We start from the raw sequence: 22479 nt of genomic DNA on the forward strand, positions 1-22479 counted from the left end.
ACCTTTTTGTACAAAAAAAGAACCGGGTACGCTTTTTTCGTACTCGGTTCTTTTGGGGATTCATACTCTATGCATTATCTTAATGACATTGGCCTATTAGCCAGCTTTTTTCGGCACCAAAAGCTCAGCTATCGGCGCCGTTGCCAAAAATGTTCGTAAAATATATTAAGTTTATTATACTAAATCAATATGGAAAGTCAAGGCTTGGAATATTTCGTTTTATTTTCCATATAAAAAAAGAGAATTCAGCAAAAATTAGCCTACTACTATTGAATTGCATTAAGTATCACTTAAAAAGATCATCACCACTCTTGTATTCGAGTCCTGGATGAGTATCAAATCTTACAACACCAACTGCTGCCTTATCTCCTACAGCCTGTTTAATCTGCGCCACCCCCTCAACACCAAATCCTCCGCAACATTCGATTGCACTAACGCCCTGCTCAACTAATTCTTTCGCAATATGTACCGCTTCATCATAATTTTTCACACCTACAACATGCAACTCTACAACAGGGGCAGAAATCACTGCCTGATGAGCCTTACTATCATTTTCCGGCGCAATAAAAATAAACGCTGCTTTAAAAGCCATACTAACCTTCCCCTTTTCATCATTTGATTGTATCATCCATAATCTATTCTAGCTCCATTTGGCAATTTTTCATTGTAAAAATGCGACATAAAATTTTCTTCCTGCAAAAATGAGGTTGGATATTCACCAATATAATTTTTAAAATCTTTTAAAAAATGTGATTGATCATAATATCCTTGTCCAAGTGCTTCATCTAAATAATTTTTACTTCGACAAAGTAATAAATGTTTCACTACTGCTTCAAAACGGGAGATTTTCTGAAAAGCTTTGGGAGTAACTCCTACAGCTTCTTTAAACTTCCTTTCCAATTGCCGCTGACTAAGAAATAAATTTCTACAGAGATCTTGAAGTCTTACGCTTTTATAATCATATAATAAAGTTTGGATCGCTGTATCCAAACTTTGTTCGCTTTTATAGTATTGAATTAAAAAGCACATCAGAAACTTTTCAATAACTGCGATACGCTGTTGGAGATTTTCGGCCACCATCACTTGTTGTTTAAATTCCAGTCCTTTGCTCCCCCATAACTCTTCAATATCAACAAATGAGTCAACGAACTCAGTAACTGGATTCTTGCAAAAATGGCGAAAGGCCCCGGCACGAAACCGAATCGAAATAAAGCCAAGTTGATTGCCAGGATAAAGTTGATAATACTGAAAACGCGGCGACATAATATAGCACTTAGGCAAGGTAAAAACCTTACCCGACTGGTTCGTTCCTGTGAGTGATTCACCATAATGAAACATTAATTCCGTACCTGTACCGGAAAAAATCTTCGGTAAAACCGATTCATTCTCCCATACCCAATAACGACTGACATAAGGTCGCAAACATTGATTCGGTACTAACTTACATAATCTCATTAGCCGATCCCTGCCATTACAATTTTATCTGCATACTAATTATACAATAAACTGGCGCAGCCTGATTGTAAAAAATCGACACGTCCGACCTTATCTGTATATTGCCCTGGCAGTTACCGGTTTATCTATACGGAAAAAGTTGACCGAACGAAACGAAAAGAGTTACAATAAGCAGATATTCTTAACAACTTTTTTAGGAGGTTGTAATTTGGCAGCTCGATCAAATTTTTTACTTTTACTTGCAGCCGCAATCTGGGGCTTGGCCTTCGTTGCGCAACGTGTCGGCATGGATTACTTAGGGCCCTTTACGTTTAATGGTGTACGCTTTGCCTTAGGAAGCCTCTCATTAATCCCGCTCATCTTGTTTCACAAAAATAGTCTGTTCCTTTCAACGCAGGCCCATGATAAATTTAAAAAGGACTGGCACGCTGGAATAACCGCCGGAATCATCCTATTTAGCGCCGCTTCGTTGCAGCAAATCGGCATGATTTATACGACAGCAGGCAAAGGAGCTTTCATCACGTGCCTTTACATTATACTTGTGCCTTTCTTCGGTATATTCCTAAAACAACGCATGACAATCAATAATTGGATTGGCTCATTCCTTGCTGTAACAGGCCTATACTTTCTTTGTGTAAAAGAAAGCCTCACCATTTCATACGGCGATTGTTTTGAATTAGTTGGTGCCTTGTTCTGGGCCCTACATATTTTATTCATTGATCACGTTTCTTTAAAAGTAAACACCTTATTATTAGCTTTTTTTCAATTTCTCACTTGTTCATTGCTCAGTCTGGCCACAGCTTTGTTCTATGAAACCATCACAATAACAGGCATCATCCAAGCAAGTGCTCCCATTCTATATGGAGGCATTTGCTCCGTTGGTGTTGCTTATACACTGCAAATTGAAGGACAAAAACATGCTTCTCCTGCTCATGCTGCCATTATTCTTAGCATGGAAACGGTCTTTGCTGCCATAGGCGGCTATCTCATACTTAATGAACGATTAGGGCTTCAAGAATTTTTCGGCTGCATACTGATAATGAGTGGCATACTCTTCTCTCAAGTAAAAGGCTTTCAGTTACACCATGATACATCTCTGTCAAAACTCATCAAACATTAACTTTCATTCGGATCCAAGGATACTGCAATAAAAGAACAGCAATAGACCCTTCAAAAAAAATAGCCAGCTACTTTTTTCACCATTTCTTATAAGGCAAGAATTTCCCGTTTAAAGTAACGATAACGCGATCCCCCGTGGGATCTTCTTTTTTCTGAATATCCATTTCAAAATCAATAGCACTCATAATACCCTCACCAAATTTTTCTTGTATCAGTTCTTTAAAAGTAGAACCATAACCCATGACAATTTCATAAAAGCGATAAATCAGCGGGTCCGTTGGTGGCATTTGCACCTCCGCACCTCGATAAGGAATCTGAGTTAAGGAAGTAACCACTTCTTCGTCTAAATCTAAGAGATTGCCAACTGTTTCTGCTTCTGCCTGAGACATAGTAGCTTGCCCCAATAATGCTGCCACAACCCAGCATTCGGAATGATCACTTGGCGCAGAAATTTCGGCCCAAGTCAAACCTTTGGCTGCCTTCGCCTCAAGAATTTTTTGAGCTACCGTTTGTCTGTCCATATTCCTCATCCTCTCACTCTGGAATTCTAGTATAAATTTCCTCTTTATAGTATCAGTTTCCTTTTTGTCAATATAAAATAAAACGGTGCCACTACAGAATATTGTCTGTACTGACACCGTTGTCAATGAATCCACTATTTAACTGTAACTTTTTCATCAACTATCTTATTCCTATCTTAATCCTTCCATTGGAAAGAATCAATAGATAAAGATAGCTGTCACACTTGAAATTTGCTCACAACTTGCTGAAGATTTTTCGCTATATTCGCAAGTACTTGACTCGCAGAAGCAATTTCCTCTATCGATGCCGATTGTTCCTGTGTAGCAGCAGAAACTGTTTCAGTTTCCTCCACAGCTTTTTTACTTAAAGCATCAATTTCTTTGACAGAAGAAACAATTTGCTGACTATTCACTGCATTTTGCTGAATCACTGCAGTTATTTCTTTGACTTGATCTGAAACTTCCATTACTAAAGCCTCAATTTCTTGAAAAACTTTTCCGGCAGTATCAACCACTTCCGCCCCAATCTTTACTTTATCGGTGCCCACAGCCATCGCAGTAACAGCCTGATTGGTATCTGTTTGAACCACACCAATTAATTCGGCGATTTTTTTGGCTGCCTCCTGTGACTGTTCAGCCAATTTACGCACTTCTTCGGCTACAACGGCAAAGCCTTTCCCCTGCTCGCCGGCCCGTGCTGCTTCAATCGCTGCATTCAATGCCAAAAGATTTGTTTGACCGGCTATACTCGCAATCACATCCACAATTTGACCAATTTCCTTGGAACGTTCCCCTAATTTTTCTACGATTTGCGCTGAAGAATCGACGGTTTCACGAATTTGTGTCATATGTGTAATAGCCTCGGAAACAGACTGACGGCCCTCCGTCGCTTTTTCATGCGCCTGCACAGATTTCCCAGCAACTTTATTGCTCATTGTAACAGCCTGTTGGAGATGACTCGCCATCTGTTCAATCACTGTCGACGAATTCTCCACCGCTTTCAACTGACTAGTCGCCCCTTCCGCGACTGCTGTAATAGAGCCGGCCACCTGATTTGCCGCCTGAGCCGACTGCCCTGCACTCGCTGTCAGTTCTTCCGACGATGCCGCGACCTGATCTGTAACCCCTAAAACTTGTTGAATTAACTGACGCAAATTTTTTGTCATTTTAACAAAAGTTTGACTGAGACGTCCAATCTCGTCCTCCGAAGAGATATTCAGTTCTAACGGTCTGATATCACCCTCGGCAATTTGATTCGCCACTACTTCAATTTTTTTAATAGGCCCGGCAATTTTTCGCGCATACCAAGCAATAAGCAGTGCAGCCATCATTAAGACAATCACAATGGTTACCAGTGATAGGACTGTAAGTGACGAAATAACACCTGTCATCTCCGACACCGGTACGGTCACTGCTAACGACCAATGGACGCCAGGTACAGGTGCATAAGCAGTAAAACTTTCTACCCCTTTATCAGCGATTCTAACGACACCTGTATCTCCTGCCACCATATGTTCGTTCATTGCTTTCTGCTCTAATGAGAGATTCGGATTCTTCAAAGGATTGTCTTTCATAGCTATTTCCGGATCAGGATGGACAATTCTTAATCCATCTGCCTGAGTTAGCATGGCATAGCCCGTTTTTCCAGCTTTAATTTCCAGTACCTGCTGAGTAAGGCCCTGCACATTCACGCTCCCATATACCACGCCAGTTACTTTGCCATCTACCTTAACTGGAACAGCAATAACGGAAAGCAAATCACTGCCGGATTTAGCAATCAGCGGATCGGAAACACATATTTCCCCTTTTATAGCCCGCTTAAAATATTCTCTGTCCCCCAGATTAACTGGCTTTCCCAATGTACTAATAGTCGTGCCATCGGGGTAAATATAGCCCATAATTCCATATAAAGGATGATCCTTGGCAATATTTAAAAGAAAGGGAAAAATTTCCTGAGCTTGTCCTCTTTGTATCTCAGGTGCTGAAGAAATAAAAGAGATTTCCGCCTTGCGTGTATCTAACCAATTTCCGACATCCCGAGCGGATACAGTGGCTTGCTGCTGCATATTTTGCGTAACGTTGTCAGTAATAATTCCCAATGCCCGCCAGTAATTGATCCCCCCGAGTAACCCAAGGGACCCTAAACAAATAGCCAACATCATAATCGTCATTTTTGCCTGAATACTTTTCAACAATTATCCCACCGCCTTATCAAAATCATTGCCTATCAGAAAAACTTTCAAATGTTAGGGCTTTTTGACTCAGCTTTACAAAGAATGATTTTTCCGTTTTTCATAGTAAGACTTGCCAGCGCCGACAAACAAGACGCCCCAATTAAAAACCAAAATGCTGCATCATAGGAACCATCAAAAGCACTAATCATCAGTCCGATAAGTATTGGAGAAACAAAACCAGCTGACTGCCCTCCTAATTGAATCATACCTGTAGCCGAACCCACAACATGTCCAGGCAGTAACTTCATCGGCAGAGCCAATACGGAAGCAAAAACAAAACATTTAAAGAAATACACTAAACTTTGAAACAAAATCACCATCATCACTGTTTGCGCCGTAAACATGAAGTAAAGAAAAAAAGCCGTTAATGCTGCACTAAAAAACAATAAATATTTCTCTTTTCCATCAAAAAAACGATCCATCACCCAACCGCCAATTGCTGTCGATATTCCTGCAGCAATAAAAGGCAACGGTGTCAAAAGACCAATTGCTTTCAAATCCAAATGGCGTACAGTCAACAAATACGTTGGCATCCATGAATCTAAGCCTTTATTCACTAAACTTAAAGCAAACCAAGCAATAACTAACTGCCACATAACAGGCATTTTTAATAAAGTCTTCATATTAACCTTTGGAAAAGAATTTACATTATTTTTGCCACTTTCATCACTTTCCTCTATTTTTTCTTTTCCAGCAGGCCGCACAATAAACCAATAAACAAAAACAAAAGCAATGCCAAGGATTCCAATCGTATAGAACATATGCCTCCAGCCAAAATAGAGCAACATAGGAGCTATAATCATGGGAGCTATAGCACTTCCCACATAGTTGGAAGACATAATCGCTCCTGTCATTTTAGGACGTTCGGCCTTAGGAAAATACTCAGCAAGTGCCTTTAAACAAGCACAAGGCCAGGCGCCCTCACCAATACCAAATAGAAAGCGTATCGCAATTAATGCAGCTAACGACCATGCCAATCCGGTAGACAATGTAAAGAGCGACCAAAAAAATAAAGAAAACAGTATGATTTTTTTAGAACCGAACTTATCAGCAAGCCATCCTCCTGGCAATTGCATCAACGCATAGCTTACAAAAAAGCTACTTAACACAGCTCCCATTGCAGAAGGATTTAAACTAAATTCCTTCCCAATCGATGCTAAAGCAATATTAATTGCGGCACGATCCATATAACAAATACAATAACCAACATATAGAAGACCAAAAACCAGATATTTGCCAGTAAAATTATTTGCTTTTATTAAAATATTTTTCATTGATACTTTCCTCCCATATGGATAAAGTTGATAATTGCAGACTCCGTAATTATACTTTTCCAATAAAATACAAGCAGACATAGAAAAGTTTATAAAACCGATGATAAATAGACTTCTTTGCCATCAATATAAATGAGAGTATCATCAAAAATAATATTAGCCACAATCACAACTTAACTATCATAAGTAATGATTTACCGTTCATCCATTTTTCCCCTTGCGACTTATTTCCTCACTTTTATGATAAAAACAATCCATCATTTCCTTAGGGACCATGCTTCCCCCAGTAGCCCAGACAATGTGCGTGGCATTTTTCATCTGAGACAAAAGGTGGCTTTGTTCCAAATATTTCTTTCCGCCAGATTCTGTAAACAATTTGATTACTCCAGCAAAACCAGCTAATGCAGATGGCTCAAGACATATTTTTTCGGAGTCAGCCAACATTCCAAGCCAGCGATATAATTGTTTATCTTGTACAGTAACTACGCCACTAATATCCTTTTCAAGCGTCTTTCCAACAAAACCCGACGGTCTACCGACAGCAAGACCATCGGCATCCGTTACATTATCTATGGTAAAATCCTGAACAGATACTTTATTATGCAACCCTGTCATTAACCCCATCAGCATAGCTGGCGAGTGTGTCGGCTCAGCAAAAAAGCAATGGACAGAATCTTTATAAACTGTCTTCAAGCCAAAAGTAACGCCACCAGGTCCACCGCCCACACCACAGGGGAGATATACAAACAAAGGGTGATCTTCGTCAACAAGAATTTGTAGCTCATCCAACTGCTTTTTTAGACGTTTTGCTGCAACAGCATAACCAAGAAATAAGTCTTGAGAATTTTCATCATCCACAAAATGACTATTTGGATCTTGCTGCGCCTGTTGTCTACCTGCATCCACTGCTTTACCGTAATCGGATTGATGCTCTATAACCGTAACACCTTTTGCTCTAAGCATATCTTTTTTCCATTGTTTTGCGTCTGCAGACATATGAACGATCACGTTAAAACCTAGTGCAGCGCTCATGATACCGATACTTAAGCCCAAATTACCTGTTGACCCTACAATAATGGTATACTGAGAAAACAAGTTCCTAAATTGTTCGCTGTCCAGAATCGAATAGTCATCACATTGAGTTAACATTTTTTGCTTGATTGCAATATCTTCTGCAACTTTGAGAATCTCATAAATCCCGCCACGTGCCTTGATGGACCCTGAAATTGGCAAATGGCTATCACACTTCAGATATAATCTTCCACTCATTTCTTGATGATAAAGATTTTCTATTTGCTGCTTCATACTGCTAATTTCTATTAGCGGTGATTCGATCACGCCATTAGAACCTTTCGTTTCTGGAAAAACTTTTGCAATATATGGTGCAAACCGAGCCAGTCTCTGTTCGGCATCATCAATATCTTTGTCACCTAATAATGGTGTAATCACTCGATTACAACCACTTTCATACAGCGGATTAACCCAAAAGACTTCCTGCGTTGCCATCAATTGTTCTAAAAGTGGATAATCCTGTTTCCATTCATCAGCATTCTTTCCTAAAATCTTACTTAGCACTTTTCTTTCCCCATTTCTATTTTTTCTCGTCCATTACAAGATCAGCGAAGTCTCTCTGAAAGCATTCCTTCTAGCGTCTACGGCAATCATTCTTTCGACCAGACCTTTTCTATGTCCAATAAAAAAGCTTGTCATATTCGCTGATGAACAGGCATGATTAGGTATAACTTCTATCTTCTGCCCCACTTTTAAATTTGTACTTCCAATAGCTCTTATTTTGCCGACCTCTTCGGATAAACTTTCTACGATTAACTCGGGATGATCTTTTACAATACCATAGCCACTCAATAAGGCTACGCTATGAGCACCTTTATCTAAACCAAAGCATTTTGTTCCGGCATCCACCATGAAAACATCCTTGCTCGGTTGAGAAATAACTGTTGTTAAAACAGTTAAGGAACACCTTTGCCACGGCACTACATGCAAAGCTACTTGAATAGCGTCATAAAAGATGTAATTTCCAGGTCTCACTGTCGTAATCGTTTGATTTTTAGCTATTGCTGCTACAGTCGGTGTACTACCCGTAGCAACAATTTCCACTTCAATCTTTTCCCGATTTAACCGTCTCTTGGCTTCTTCCAATGCATGTATTTCTGCTTTTTCCACCGCTTCCACTTCAGCTCTATTACTTGCTCCGTATACCTGTCCCGGATGCGTGGCGATCCCTTTAAAATTCAAATGGCCCAATTGTTTTAACTGCTGCGCAAGTTCCACAATATTCTCTGGAAGCACTCCGAAACGATGAAGCCCACAGTCAATAATAATTAGGTAATCCAACACGATGTGTTTTTTTATTAACTGTTCTTCAAATTGTCCTGCCGCATCGACCCCATCAAAGCTTAAAGTAACATGAGACTTTTGAGCAAGTTCAATAACTCTCATAATATTTTCCTCTGCTGCAATGGGATAAGCGAATACAATCTCCTTGTGCCCAGACTTTACGAGTTGCTCCGCTTCAGCAACTGTACCTACTAAAAAACTAGTCGCACCGTATTGCACCTGCAGTTTAGCAAGCTCAGAACTTTTATGTGTTTTGACCATTGGACACAGTTTTTTACCGTTTGATTCGCAAAGAGCGCCCATGTCTTGAATATTTCGTTCCATTTTATCCAAATCGATTAAAAAATTAGGGGTCATTAATTCAGCTAGTTTTTTCATTTTTGCACCTCACAGTGATCTGCCTAAAACGCATCCCGCATAAACTTCGTTATGCGCACCTTTTTCAACAATAACTTGTCCATTAACAATCACTGCCTCAATTCCCTGCGAATATTGTTTGGGTTCTGCATAAGTCGCTAGATCCTGAACCGTGTCGGGATTAAATATTACAATATCGGCATAATAGTTTTCCTTAATAAAACCTCTGGCCTTAATTCCCAATCTCGTGGCAGGCAAGCCCGTCATTTTCTTGACAGCCTCTTCAAAGGAAAGAATCTTCTTTTCACGTACATAGCGGCCCAAAAATCTCGTTGGAGTGCCAAACGCCCGAGGATGAGGTTTGCCAAAAGACAAGATACCTTCCGCCGATAAGCTCATGGCATCTGACCCAATCATAGCCCGCGGTTGACGTAAGAAGGTCATGACATCTTCTTCCAACATAGCATAATAATTCATTTGAACCCGGCCATTTTCTGCAATGAGCAAATCAAAAGCTGCATCATAAGGATCTTTCCCCTGTAGTTCACCAATTTCTGTTATAAACTTCCCTTCAAGATGTTTATTCTCTTCACTGCGCACAGATGACACAAAGAATTTTTCCCATCCGCCCGCTGATTTGACAAAATTCTGCCAATTAGGTAAACCTTCTGCAATTTCTTTACGAATTCTGCTACGAATGCTTTGATCTTGCAAGCGTTCAATCATCTTAGCAACTCCCCCTTCAAAGATCCAAGGAGGTAAACAAGCCGAAAGAGAGGTTAGTCCTGCAGTATACGGATAAATATCATAAGTTACCTCAATACCTGAGCGCTCTGCTTGTGCCATCCGTTCCAATACCAAATCTGTTTTGCCCAGCATATTTTGGCTCAAAAGTTTCAAGTGAGAAATATGAACCGGAACCTTTGCCGTTCCGCCAATCCAAAGAGCTTCGTCAATCGCATCCATGATGCCATCGCTTTCGGTGCGCATATGGGTACAATAGATACCTTGATAAGGGATCATTACTTTACATAATTCTGCAATTTCCTCTTTGGAAGAATATTCACCCGGAAGATATACTAAACCAGAGCTTAATCCCAAGGCGCCTTCAGACATAGCGATATCAGTAATCTGTTGCATATCCTTTAATTCTGCTGCAGTGGGCATTCCTTTTGCAAATCCCATCACGGCAATTCGAACAACACCTTGCCCCAAAAGTGGAGCAAGGTTGATTGACGGAGGATTATCATCAAACCAGTTTAAATATTCCTTAAAACTTGTCCACGGCAACTCAAGATTGACAGGAATTGAACCAATAAGACGGGTACCCAAGTAATCAATTAAGAGTTGTCTATTTTCTTCCCGAACCGGCGCTACACAAATTCCACAATTTCCAATGACCTCCGTAGTTACCCCACTATAAAGCTTGCTACTAGCTCGCCTGTCATACTTAAAAGACAAGTCCGAATGGGTATGCATATCAATAAAACCAGGAGCTACAATATTGCCAGCAGCATCAATCGTTTCTACACTCTCTTGATCACGCAAGTCGCCAATCGTCACAATCTTATCATGAATAACTCCGACGTCACCTGCGTATGCCGGCCTGCCGCTTCCGTCAATAATACGTCCATGAATTATCTTAAGATCTAACATTTATTTATTCCCTCCTCAAACTCTTTTGTACTAAACTGTTATTACCAAATAGACACTTTCCCGCTTAAATAGCTTATGAAATAAGTATTATTTTCGTAATTTTTCTTGATAGGAATATAAATACTAAACGAAGAATGTTAACACTTATAAATTTCGACTTGGAGGAAATTTCTGCATGAGTACCTTAATTGAAAATCAAAAACTTGGTAAATTAATTTCAACGATTCGCACCAACAAAAATATTAAGCTTCGCCAATTAGCGGAAAAAATTAACTTGTCCTCCTCTTTGGTAAGCCAGATTGAAAAAGGCCACATAAACCCTTCACTAAACACACTGCGGGCCATTGCGTCTGCATTAGATGTTCCTTTGTTCACCTTCTTTCTAGATGAATTCACAACAAATGATTTAATTGTCAAAGCGGGTACGGGAAAAAAAATCATGCTCCCAGACAAAGAATTAGAATACACCCTACTGACTCCCGACTTAAGTGGAGCCATTGAAATGGCACTGATGAAACTAAAACCCCATTCACTGTCGTTTCATAACCTATTTGCACACAATGGGGAAGAAGTAGCCTATGTATTGGAAGGCAAATTAATTTTATATTTAGGGGACAAGCCTGTATTGCTAGATACCGGTGACAGCGTAAGAATTCCACCTGGAATTCAGCATAAATGGGAAAATCAGACCAACGAAGAGGCTATGGTTATTTTTGCAGTAACTCCACCGACCTTTTGAACAATTGATACTAAAAAAAAAATTTTGTGTGATTATTTATTATTTATAATTTTTTTAAGTATAATTAAAGATTAGCATTATGCCTTTTTTTTTTCAAGAATTTTCTTTGCTATTTTTAATTATTTCTGAAAATATCCTTAACTTATTTTCTTAACAACCCTTCTCCTCACTAATAATTTGAATATCAAAAAGTAGCCACAAACCCTGAAAAATCTTTGGAAGGTTTGTGGCTACTTATAGATTTTCTAATATTTCTACACTACACCTTGATTAGCTAATTACCATGATAAACAAAGCGATTTCCATGTCACTTTAAGATTTTCTTGATTATTCTTTTCCATGAGCTTTCTCCTTAATTTAAATTCAGCACACAGGCCGCTAATAGCTTGGCTCTTTCAAACAGTGTTTCTACAATGGCATATTCCTCGGGACTATGATTGCGTCCACCTTTAACACCCATGGCACAAACCGTAGGTACGCCAGCTATGACTGTGTAGGCAGAGTCGGCACCGCCGCCCACCTTTTTCGGATAAGGAGTGCCAAAACCATTTTCCGCATAAGTTTTTTCGACTAGAGAAAATAATTGTTTGACTCCCTCTGTTGTTTGCATGGCTTGAATTCCCGGTTTTAAAGTAACAACAGTCGTTGTACCTTCCACACAAACTTTCGCAGCAATTTCATGAATTTGTTTTGCCAGTTTATCCAATATCTCTGGCTGAGTATAACGCACATCGACAATAATTTTTGCATAATCCGGAACAGCATTCGGCACGGTGCCGCCTTGAATCACACCGACATTAATATTCGTTCCCTGTTCATTATCATTCAGCCCCTGAATGGCAATCACTTTATGTGCCATTTCTAAAATAGCATTCCGACCATTTTCAGGATCATTCCCGGCATGAGCAGCCACTCCATGGACTTCCAAAGTAAACCTTGCTGAACCTTTGCGTCCGACGACAATCCCATCGTCAGCAAACCCTGTTTCACAATTAAATGCCGCCGCATATCCTTTCGCTTCTTCAACAATACACGTTGCCACATTGGAATTCTCATGCCCCACCTCTTCATCTCCGGCCAAAATGACCTTAATGGGTCGCGCGTTATAGCCAGCCGCCTGAAGTGCTTTAATGGCATAAAGAAAGGCAACAATTCCTCCCTTCATATCAAGAACGCCAGGTCCATAGGCCTTGCCGTCCTTTATTGTAAAAGGCCTTGTAGCAACAGTACCTGTCGAAAAAACCGTATCCATATGCCCCATAAAAATTACACCGGATTTAGACCGATTTACCCCAATTTCGCCTACTAGCGTATTACCGGCTTTTTCGAATTCAGCAAGGCGAATGCTTGCCCCTTCATCAGCCAGCACCTTTTTTACCTTTTGGGCAATCATTGCTATTCCCGCTTGCTCACTCGAGCCACTTTCCGTGTTGACAAGTTCCTGCCACAATGACAGCATTTCTTGCCGATGATCCTCTACAAATTGAAAAGCCAATTGTTTTTTTTGCTGCTCCACTTTTTATCTCTCCTTTGTTTTCCCGGCCTGCTCTAAGATCGGCTGCCAGTTATAATAATAAAATTATAAGAAAAACCAGTATACACAAAGAAGTTCTGTATATACTGGCTTCATTGCCAAAAAACTAAATAGTAACCCAACTAACTTATAATTCACCATTTAAGGTCCATTTCCGGATGCAACCGTATTTAAATTATAAAATATTAGTTGTTAACTTGTCAACAACTAAAAAAGAGCAAAAAGTTCTCACTTCTGCTCTAATTGAATCCGATATAATTTTCTAGGACGCCCCCGCGGATTCGGATTTTCCTCTCCTACGATTTGAGCATACCCTTTTTTCTCAAGTTCCGTAATAATGCGGTGTGCGCTACGGGGTAGAATTCGCATATATTGTGCCACTTCATAAGCACTGATTTCAGTCCGGTGATTTTTTTTCATAATGGCCATCAATTTATTCAATGTTGAAACACTTAAAGAGGTCTCTTTACTCACTGCAATCAGTTCAGCTGATACATAAGAATAATTAATCTGTTCTTTCTTCCCCAACGGGCCCGTAACAGTTTTATCATCAAAATAAACCATCCATGTTCCTTCTCCGTACTCTTTGGCAGTCAGTAAAGCTTTGGCCGCGTGAAATTCAGCTTCATAGGCTGAGCGGCCAATGCCAATGCCACAACTGATTTGTTCGAATTCTTCCACATCAGGAATGCTAGTAAAATTTTCTGTAATCATGCGCAGCATTCCCCGAGTAGTAAAAACAACAAATCGACCAGGTCCTGCTAATTTTAAAGAACCTTGGACCCTTTTTGCATAAGCAATCAACTTTTTAGTAGCCTTCATCTCCATCATGTATAGCTCGTCCGTAGAAAGCCATTCCTTAGAAACACCGGCAAGCGAATCAAATTCAAACATTTGCATAGCAATTTGCGCATCACGTAAATTATGCATTTCAAACGTTCTCAGCATCATATTTAATGTAGATTCCACTGCAGTCCTGGCAGGAAGGACCCGATAAAAGGGGACGCCTAACTGTTGCAAGCCTTTTTTAACACTAAGTGTACAAGTCACTGCAAGTTTCGTTTGATGGGTTTTCCAAAGCTCATAATGATATTGAATGCTCTCTTCTTCGGTCATACCTAATTCGAAAGGCCTTACATGAAGGGGCTCATCGGCAATACCCAATTCACGGAATACCTGCTTTAAATCACTATAAAGAATGGAATCAAAGCTAATCTCATTCATTTTTACTTTCTGTGTATAAAAAATTTCACATAACGTTTTGTAAAGACTCGCACCTTGATAAGGCAAATGAAAGATTGGCTGAGCAACGCCGCCCCACGCTTGAGCAATTAAATACGGAATACGTCCGGCAAATAACCACATATCTACTTTATCGGCATTAGTTTGTAATAAAGGAACAATATCCTCTCTTTTTGACCATAAACAAGGAAGGCAATCAAATTCACCATATTCAGCAGCAATCGTCTGAATACACTGCAAAGAATCTTCAGCACCTAAAAGGCCTAATCGAATGTTCAAATCCAATCCTCCTCCGTTCCAAATTCACTCTAGCATACAATAATCCATAATTCAAATTACTTTTTCTAAAATAGTCCGCTTCAGCATAAGTCTCACAATTTGCAGTTCACCACCATAGGCTATTTAGCTAATACTTCCCGCTCTACCAAGCCCATAGCAAACTTTTACAGCCGAATAACTGTCCACGCTGGACAACAACAAAGAGACACCTTATGTTTTGCATAAAGTGTCTCTTTGCTCCACTACCAAGTCGTATTCTACGCCTTATTCAACATAATTTGTAAAATTTGACTGTCCGTTTGTAACATTCCTTTACAGGCCAAGTCGCCTATATTCGCAATCGAAACATCCACATTATCGGCAACGATTCCCTCATGACCAGTAACCCTTATGCCTTCCAGTGCCATAAAGACCGCTTTGCATGCCGCGCCTACTGCCGTAGACACTTTCATCGCACACGAGTTAGATGCACCATCGCAGATCATGCCCGCTACATCGCCAATCATACTAGAAATAGCCATACTCACTGTGACAAAATCCTTCTTAAGCAACCAAGCCATTCCTGCCGCCGCCCCCATAGAAGCCGTAGTTACGGCACACAAAGCAGACAGTTTCGGTAGTTTCCCATGAATATAAATCGCCATCATATGGGATAACATTAACGCCCGAATCAAAGCTTCTTCATCGGCTTTCACATATTCAGCCACAACGATTACAGGCACTGTTGCTGCAATTCCTTGATTTCCCGATCCCGAATTGGTCATAGCCGGAAGAGACGCCCCACCCATACGTGCATCAGATGCTGCTGTCGTGCGCATCAACACACGACTCATCAAACAATCCGCTAAGAGCCCCTGCTCACTTTGTCGTTTTAACGTCGCTCCAATTTGCAACCCATAGTGACCGTTCATCCCTTCATTTGCCAAAGCATCATTGAGCCTAGCTGCTTCCTTGATAAATCCAATCATTTCTAATGGTGCCTTCGTAGCAAATTCGAATACATCTTGAGCTCCCATCTCTGCTAAGAAACAAGCACTATTCTCATCTGCTTCGCCTTCCTGTGGCTGAGCTTGATAAACCAGTTCTCCATTATGCTCAATCCGAACCACCTGGGTGTGATTATCTGCAATGCAAACCCTGACCCACTCTTCCCCATGGATAACCCGTGCTTCTGAATAAAGAACATTAGGCACATCGGCAACGGCAATCTGAACACGCTTTTCTGCAACCATCCTTTTTCCTTCTTCAACCTGCTTTAATGTCAGATTTCTCAACACTTCCAATTGACCTTCCGGATCACCACCAAGCGCACCGACTGCAGCAGCAATCAACAATCCCGCCGTATCTGTACCTGGAACAATAACCCCCATCCCGTTCTTCATCATATTCGCTGAAACCTTAGCTTCGACCCGCTCTACCGATTTTCCCAATCTTTTAGCTGCAATAGCTGAAGCTAGTGCCAATGAAACCGGCTCGGTACAGCCTACTGCCGGAACAACTTCTCTTTTTACCGCTTTAACCATTTCTAACCATAACGGATTCAACTCTGTCGAAATATTTTTTTGCATATCGAACTCTCCTTCAAGTACATATTTAAATATAAAGTCAAATCCATAAAAGACTTGTAACTTCCAATTACGAAAATGCCAAAAATGGCGATACACAAAGCAAAATTCCCGCAGCAATAATAATTTGCAAGGCCAATCCCTTATATTGATATAAAAAAGGCACCTTATAAACTAAATAAGCCGGAATCAGACATCCAACCAAACCAAAAATCGGACTGCAGATAGATGTAAAGCTTAATACAGGCGCATTTAACACAATCGCGCTCCAAGACAGCAAAATTGTAAAAATCATAATACCATAACCTACCATAGTCTTATTAATTCGATTCTCCGGCATAATCCGGCACAAGAGATTCATAGTCAATCCCTGACAAGCTTCGCGGAATCCTAGATACACGCCAAAGTAGGCGGTCATGACTGCAAAAATATTGAGAATCAAGCTGAATATTTTCACGATTTGCTGTCCTCCACCATTCGCTGCCATCGCCAAAGCAGAGATATTGGCACGCGATGCCTGAACAGCTTGTTCATGTCCCATAGATAAAGTGAAAGACACGGCGTAAAAAAATACCGTCACAAATAGAATTCCAAAAGCAATATTCATCGCACGCATCGCTTTGTAACGCGCTACCTCAATTGATTTTTCATGAGAGCGGTAGGAAATTACCATGGGACTTAAGCTTTGAATAAATAAAATAGAAGTCAAGGTAAACGGAAGCATGACGACGGTATCTCTCCCAAGCTTTCCAATCTCGGGCAACGAACCGACATTTGCCAAATCCCAACGTCCTACCATGGCCAATCCGAGAAAAGCAACGACAATTAACTTCGTCAGCACCATGCCTGTAGAAATTTTAAACAATAATTTTTCACCGCGAGAAGCTAGTGCAACCAAGCAACAAATCAACGTCAACCCATAAAATGGATTTTTTGACAGCAGCGTCTGGGTTACCCCAAATGATTGCAAAAAAGAAGCGCTATCATTGGTAATTGCCGTAGAATATACAAATACCCAGATTAATAGCATGATAAAATACAAAGCCCCGAGGAAAATGCCCCAATTCTTTCCTAAATAACCTGAAATTACACTAGGATAGTCCTTACATTCTGGAGAGGCTGCCAACGTATTAATAAATAGGCGCTGAAACAAATACATAGCCGGATACCCAATGACTGCCGAAAGTAAAAAGACCCATAAACCCATGAGCCCGACTTGTACGGGCAAAAACACAATCCCAGCACCAATGGCCATGCCGATACTCATAATAACCCAACCCCAATCCGTTCCATCGAAACGAATCGCCTTGCGCCATTCTTCTTCCGTCATACCTGACCGCTCGGCCAAACTACGTGGGGAAAAGTCTGAAGTAACCGTTTCTTGCCAAGTTGATAAATTCATTGATTACGCCTCCAATATTTCCGAATTATAACGATTCATACCAATATTCTGTAAATTTTCAGTATGAGAAATCTTCATAATTCAGCCAACTACTCACAGCATAAAATGAATTATGAAAAAGTCTCAGATATGGATCCTATTGATTTACACAGTAGTATTTCACCTGTTTATTGATTTTCTAATTATGGTTATTACACGCAATTAATTCGATTTCTACTAATGCTTCTTTGGGCAAACCCGCTACAGCGACACATGAACGAGCAGGCAACTTGTCCACAAAGTAGCGACTATAAATTTCATTTACCGCAGAAAAATTATCCATGCTAGTAATAAAGACCGTAGTTTTAACAACATCATTAAAATCTAATTGCGCTGCAATTAAGATTTGCTTGATATTTTCCATCACTTGTGTTGCCTGAGCTTTAATTCCCCCAGTGACAAGTGTACCTGTTTGTGGATCAAGGGGAGTTTGCCCCGAACAAAACAAATAACTTCCTGTCATTCTAGCCTGTGAATAAGGACCAATCGCTTGAGGTGCCTTTTGAGTTGTGATTACTTCGTTCATGTTCATTACTCCTCGCATAATAGTATTAGATTCACCAAACAAATCTCACATTCACATCAGTTGGACTGCAAATAATACACTACATCACTCTCCTTAAGAATCATCACGATTGCAATTAGTAAAACTTTCACATTATGATAACTTTTTTTTATTATTCAATTACAAATGAGAAATATAAGAAAAATCTTTACGTAGTCATCGCATATAAATAGCTATCCACTAGATAAGTCGACAGTACACTGGCCGCCATTGTAATAGATTTTTCTAAAAATACCATTAATTTTAATCACAATAGATTACTATGCAAATCTTATGCCAATTTTAAGACCTTGAAAAATCTCAAATTCATTCACGTTTATATCATAAAATATAATAAGTCGATGATAAAATTGATAATTTTATCATCGACTTTAATTGCTTTAAGTTTAAATATTGTATTTACGTAGCTTGCGATATAACGTCGCAATACCCATGCCAAGCTGCGCCGCTGCCTGCCTTTTTCCCTGAACACTATTTCCAAAAACTTGCATCACATCCAGAATCACTTGTTTTTCCGAATCAAATGATCCTATTTGTATTTCACCGTTTGATGCACTCGTTACCATTCCGATCGGTAAATCTTTTATCTCAATACGATCTCCAGTTGCCTTGATAACTGCACATTCAATCGTATTCTGCAATTCTCTAATGTTACCTGGCCAGTTATAGCATTGCAGTGCAACTTTAACTTCATCAGACAAATTTCTAACTTCTTTATGATATTCTAAGCCATACTTCTGTAAAAAAAATGCCGCTAATTCCACAATATCCTGTCCTCGCTCCCTTAGGGGCGGCAGTAAAATGGGAAAAACATTGAGTCTATAATATAAATCTTTACGAAAATGTCCATCTTGTACTAAGCTTTTTAAATCATGATTCGTAGCCGCGATAATGCGTACATCTACCGGTATATTCCTAACCCCTCCTAAAGGTTCAACAACTTTTTCTTGAAGTACTCGCAACAATCTTGATTGTAGTGAAAAAGGCATATCACCAATTTCATCAAGAAAAAGTGTTCCTTTGTCGGCAAGCAAAAACTTCCCGGCCTTCCCCCCTTTATTAGCCCCCGTAAAAGATCCCTGTTCATAACCAAAAAGTTCACTTTCAATTAAACTTTCTGGAATTGCTGCACAATTTACAGCTACAAAGGGTCTCAAAGCACGATCACTAGCTTTATGAATAGCCTGAGCAAAAACTTCCTTGCCAGTACCACTTTCCCCACTAATCAAAACCGTAACAGAAGTTGAGGTAATTTTGTTCGCCTCCGCTTTTGCCGCTTGAATCATTCGACTGCTGCCTATAATACTGTCAAAAGAAAACCTTGTATTATTAGGTGTATCGATCACTTTCTGACTATCATCAACTTCCCAAAAACTAGCTACAGCACCTTGTATAACCCCATCAACAATAACGGGCTTAGCGTTCATTAGATAATGATAGCGTTTACAATCCTTCCATAAATTAACTTTTTGTTCAGTAAACTCATTACCATCCTGTAATACATCCGACATGACGGTTCCAGGAAAAACTTCATTAATATAAAAACCAATAACATCCTTTGCTTGCACTTTAAGTATTCTTTCAGCTGCAGAATTAAGACTAATGATCTTAGCCGTCTGATCAATTGCTATGATCCCTTCTGCAATAAAGTTTACAACTGTTTCTAACTGATTTTTTACAAGAACTACCCGACTTAAACTATCTTGTTCAATCGCTTTTGCCGCAATAAGCTGAGCCATATTACGTACGAATGTTAACAGGCGTTCATTTTTACTACAAAGTTCCAGTTGCCGTTCTGATGAAAAAGCAATTAAACCAATAACACCAATTACCTTTGTACCAATAATAATCGGACAACACAATCCAGCTAATTCTTTGCAGGTAGCTTTTTTAGCACAGTTAACACATTCATGATCCGTATTAACATCTGTCATAATATACTCTCGCTTATTGTTAATAACTTTTTGATACATGGATTGCCCGATAATTTTTTCCCCTATCGTTGCGTAATGATAGCCCGTCCCCGCAATTCGCACCAATGTATCATCTACAATCGTTACTTCGATATCCAAAACACCTGAAATAGCCTCAGCAATTTGCTGAGTTGTTACTTGAATTCGTTGCAACAGGGACACATTTTATCACCTCACACGATAATTATTTATTAATTCGTAATAAATCAAACTAAACTTTTATTTTAAACCTTAAATTCTAAAATTGTTAACTTAATTAAAATATTAGAAAATGGTTCTCGCTATATACCAATCCTTAGATACAATTCTCATAAAAATTTTTCGTTCATCAAAGAAATCATTGTTTAGATTTCTTTGATGAACGAAAATAAGTAAGAATAACCATCATCATTCATATAGAAACAATCATGTCCAAATATCTGCTTATAAAACATTTCGCTTGATAACTGCCACTTAATATGATAACTATTTTACCATACAGCGACAATCCCGTCTGTTCTGGGCTCTGTAGCCCCCGTCAAGGCGCCATAGGAATTACGCCAAATAATTTGTCCCCGTCCAAACGTCGTCGCCCCAATAGCGCCCCGCATGACTTGATGACCGCTACGCAGTAATTTTTCAGCTAAATATTCTGGAAAAGAATATTCTACTTCCACTTTATTGCCCTCAATCCATTGCCACCGGGGTGCATCCAGAGCCGCCTGAGGATTCAGATGAAAATCAAGGGCATTCATGAGTACCTGCACATGGGCTTGCGGCTGAATATAGCCTCCCATAATGCCAAAAGGTCCGACAGGCTGATCATTTTGGGTAATAAAGCCTGGAATAATCGTATGATAAGTCCTTTTCCCTGGTGCCAAACAATTTGCGTGATGAGGATCGACGGAAAAAGAAAAGCCACGATTTTGCAAACTAATTCCTGTACCAGGAATCACCACGCCTGAACCAAAGCCATGAAAGTTACTTTGAATATATGAAACCATATTTCCTTCGCCATCGGCAGCAGCTAAATAAACGGTCCCGCCATTATGGGGACGACCTGATTGCGGAATTTGAGCCATTTTCGCAATCTGTTTGCGCCGTTCCTCGGCATAAGCTTCCGATAAAAGCGTTTCCACACTCATTTTCATCATTTTCGGATCGGTAATATGCGTTAAACCGTCTGCAAAGGCCAGCTTGATTGCCTCAATTTGACGATGATAGGTTTCCATACAATCTCGTTCAGTAAAATCAAACCCTTTCAGAATATTCAACGCCATGAGAACTACCAACCCCTGCCCATTCGGCGGAAGTTCCCAAATGTCATAACCACGATAATTGACTTTTAAGGGCTCAACCCATTCTGACTTAAAGTTTGCCAAATCTTCTACCGTAAGAAAACCGCCATACTTTTTGGAAAAAGCTGCAATTTTCTCAGCCAGCGCTCCTCCGTAAAACGACTTTCCTTCTGTCTCGGCAATCGACCGAAGCGAAGCCGCATGATCAGGCGAACGCCAAATTTCTCCTGCTTCTAGCGGTCTTCCTTGCGGCGCAAAAACATCAAACCACGGCTTCAAGGCTGGATCATTTTGTACTCTATACAAGTAAAATGCTGCATTCCACAACTTGCTAATGACAGGTGAAACAGCAAAGCCATGTTCCGCATAATCAATCGCAGGCTCTAGTAACTTCGCAAAAGGCAGCCGTCCAAAACGGCGCGATAAATTAATCCAGGCAGCAGGTGCACCTGGAACAGTTACTGGAATGATACCAAACTTAGGAATCTTGTCATACCCAGCCTTTTTTAGTGCCTCAATTGTGAGCGACTTGGGTGCCGGTCCACTGGAATTTAACCCATACATTTTTCCTTTCATATGAACAATAGCAAAAGCATCGCTGCCCATACCGTTTCCTGATGGCTCAACAACAGTCAGACAAGCTGCTGTAGCGATCGCTGCATCAACAGCATTACCGCCTTGCTTTAACATCGCTAGCCCGGCTTGTGCTGCAAGTGGCTGAGAAGTAGCTACCATGCCATTTGTTCCGTATACCAAACTACGCCGTGATGCATAAGGATAAGAAATCGCATCGTAATTCATCGATTAAACCTCCCCTCACAAAATGGAATAGATATAACGTGGTTGGCTATCTCCATAATCATTCGATTCTGTATTTAGCACTAATTTACCTG

Annotated in this window: 17 protein-coding genes; 2 read left to right on the forward strand and 15 right to left on the reverse strand. The window is 40.1% G+C overall.

Annotated elements, in window-relative coordinates; translation table 11 throughout:
• Positions 1-286: 286 nt before the first annotated feature.
• Both Ga0466249_RS15930 and Ga0466249_RS15935 read right to left on the reverse strand, forming a co-directional pair.
• Positions 287-592 (reverse strand): DUF6506 family protein, encoded by a 306-nt coding sequence (locus tag Ga0466249_RS15930; protein WP_215830473.1) that lies wholly within the window; start codon positions 590-592, stop codon positions 287-289.
• Between the two features lie 32 nt (positions 593-624).
• Positions 625-1455, reverse strand: a complete 831-nt coding sequence (locus tag Ga0466249_RS15935; RefSeq protein ID WP_215830474.1) for a helix-turn-helix domain-containing protein — start codon at positions 1453-1455, stop codon at positions 625-627.
• A gap of 208 nt (positions 1456-1663) precedes the next feature.
• Between Ga0466249_RS15935 and Ga0466249_RS15940 the strand changes: the two genes are divergently transcribed.
• Positions 1664-2575, forward strand: a complete 912-nt coding sequence (locus Ga0466249_RS15940; protein WP_215830475.1) for a DMT family transporter — start codon at positions 1664-1666, stop codon at positions 2573-2575.
• A gap of 76 nt (positions 2576-2651) precedes the next feature.
• Here the strand turns inward: Ga0466249_RS15940 and cynS are convergent, their stop codons facing one another.
• The 6 genes from cynS to Ga0466249_RS15970 form a co-directional block, all read right to left on the reverse strand.
• A complete protein-coding gene (gene cynS, locus Ga0466249_RS15945) occupies positions 2652-3095 on the reverse strand; it encodes a cyanase (protein ID WP_215830476.1) in 444 nt (147 codons plus the stop codon).
• Positions 3096-3313: 218 nt separating this feature from the next.
• A complete protein-coding gene (locus Ga0466249_RS15950; protein WP_215830477.1) occupies positions 3314-5290 on the reverse strand; it encodes a methyl-accepting chemotaxis protein in 1977 nt (658 codons plus the stop codon).
• Between the two features lie 44 nt (positions 5291-5334).
• Positions 5335-6603 carry an MFS transporter gene (locus Ga0466249_RS15955; RefSeq protein ID WP_215830478.1) on the reverse strand — a complete coding sequence of 423 codons (1269 nt, stop codon included), beginning with the start codon at positions 6601-6603 and terminating at the stop codon, positions 5335-5337.
• Between the two features lie 201 nt (positions 6604-6804).
• Positions 6805-8178, reverse strand: coding sequence for a D-serine ammonia-lyase (gene dsdA / locus Ga0466249_RS15960; protein ID WP_215830479.1), 1374 nt, complete (start codon positions 8176-8178; stop codon positions 6805-6807).
• A 33-nt stretch (positions 8179-8211) separates the two neighbouring features.
• Positions 8212-9336 (reverse strand): alanine racemase, encoded by a 1125-nt coding sequence (locus tag Ga0466249_RS15965; protein WP_215830480.1) that lies wholly within the window; start codon positions 9334-9336, stop codon positions 8212-8214.
• 9 nt (positions 9337-9345) lie between these two features.
• Positions 9346-10971, reverse strand: a complete 1626-nt coding sequence (locus Ga0466249_RS15970) for an N-acyl-D-amino-acid deacylase family protein (RefSeq protein WP_215830481.1) — start codon at positions 10969-10971, stop codon at positions 9346-9348.
• A gap of 175 nt (positions 10972-11146) precedes the next feature.
• Between Ga0466249_RS15970 and Ga0466249_RS15975 the strand changes: the two genes are divergently transcribed.
• The gene (locus Ga0466249_RS15975) at positions 11147-11710 is read left to right on the forward strand and encodes a helix-turn-helix domain-containing protein (protein ID WP_215830482.1); all 564 of its coding nucleotides are present in this window, start codon (positions 11147-11149) and stop codon (positions 11708-11710) included.
• Between the two features lie 352 nt (positions 11711-12062).
• Here Ga0466249_RS15975 and Ga0466249_RS15980 read toward each other — a convergent pair whose 3' ends face one another.
• From Ga0466249_RS15980 to Ga0466249_RS16010, 7 genes are all read right to left on the reverse strand, one after another.
• Positions 12063-13226, reverse strand: a complete 1164-nt coding sequence (locus Ga0466249_RS15980) for a M20 family metallopeptidase (protein WP_312889787.1) — start codon at positions 13224-13226, stop codon at positions 12063-12065.
• Between the two features lie 246 nt (positions 13227-13472).
• Positions 13473-14765: a hypothetical protein gene (locus Ga0466249_RS15985; protein ID WP_215830483.1), complete on the reverse strand. Its 1293-nt coding sequence runs from the start codon at positions 14763-14765 to the stop codon at positions 13473-13475.
• A gap of 257 nt (positions 14766-15022) precedes the next feature.
• Positions 15023-16333 carry an L-cysteine desulfidase family protein gene (locus tag Ga0466249_RS15990; RefSeq protein ID WP_215830484.1) on the reverse strand — a complete coding sequence of 437 codons (1311 nt, stop codon included), beginning with the start codon at positions 16331-16333 and terminating at the stop codon, positions 15023-15025.
• 67 nt (positions 16334-16400) lie between these two features.
• Positions 16401-17732, reverse strand: a complete 1332-nt coding sequence (locus tag Ga0466249_RS15995) for an SLC5/6 family protein (RefSeq protein WP_215830485.1) — start codon at positions 17730-17732, stop codon at positions 16401-16403.
• Between the two features lie 178 nt (positions 17733-17910).
• Entirely contained in the window at positions 17911-18297 is a 387-nt protein-coding gene (locus Ga0466249_RS16000) for a RidA family protein (RefSeq protein WP_215830486.1), read from the reverse strand.
• A gap of 425 nt (positions 18298-18722) precedes the next feature.
• Positions 18723-20471, reverse strand: coding sequence for a sigma 54-interacting transcriptional regulator (locus tag Ga0466249_RS16005; protein WP_215830487.1), 1749 nt, complete (start codon positions 20469-20471; stop codon positions 18723-18725).
• Positions 20472-20779: 308 nt separating this feature from the next.
• On the reverse strand, positions 20780-22387 hold the full coding sequence (locus Ga0466249_RS16010) for a gamma-glutamyltransferase family protein (RefSeq protein WP_215830488.1): 1608 nt from the start codon (positions 22385-22387) through the stop codon (positions 20780-20782).
• Positions 22388-22479: the final 92 nt, after the last annotated feature.

The organism is Pelorhabdus rhamnosifermentans (genome assembly GCF_018835585.1).
Classification (GTDB): Bacteria; Bacillota; Negativicutes; order UMGS1260; family UMGS1260; genus Pelorhabdus; species Pelorhabdus rhamnosifermentans.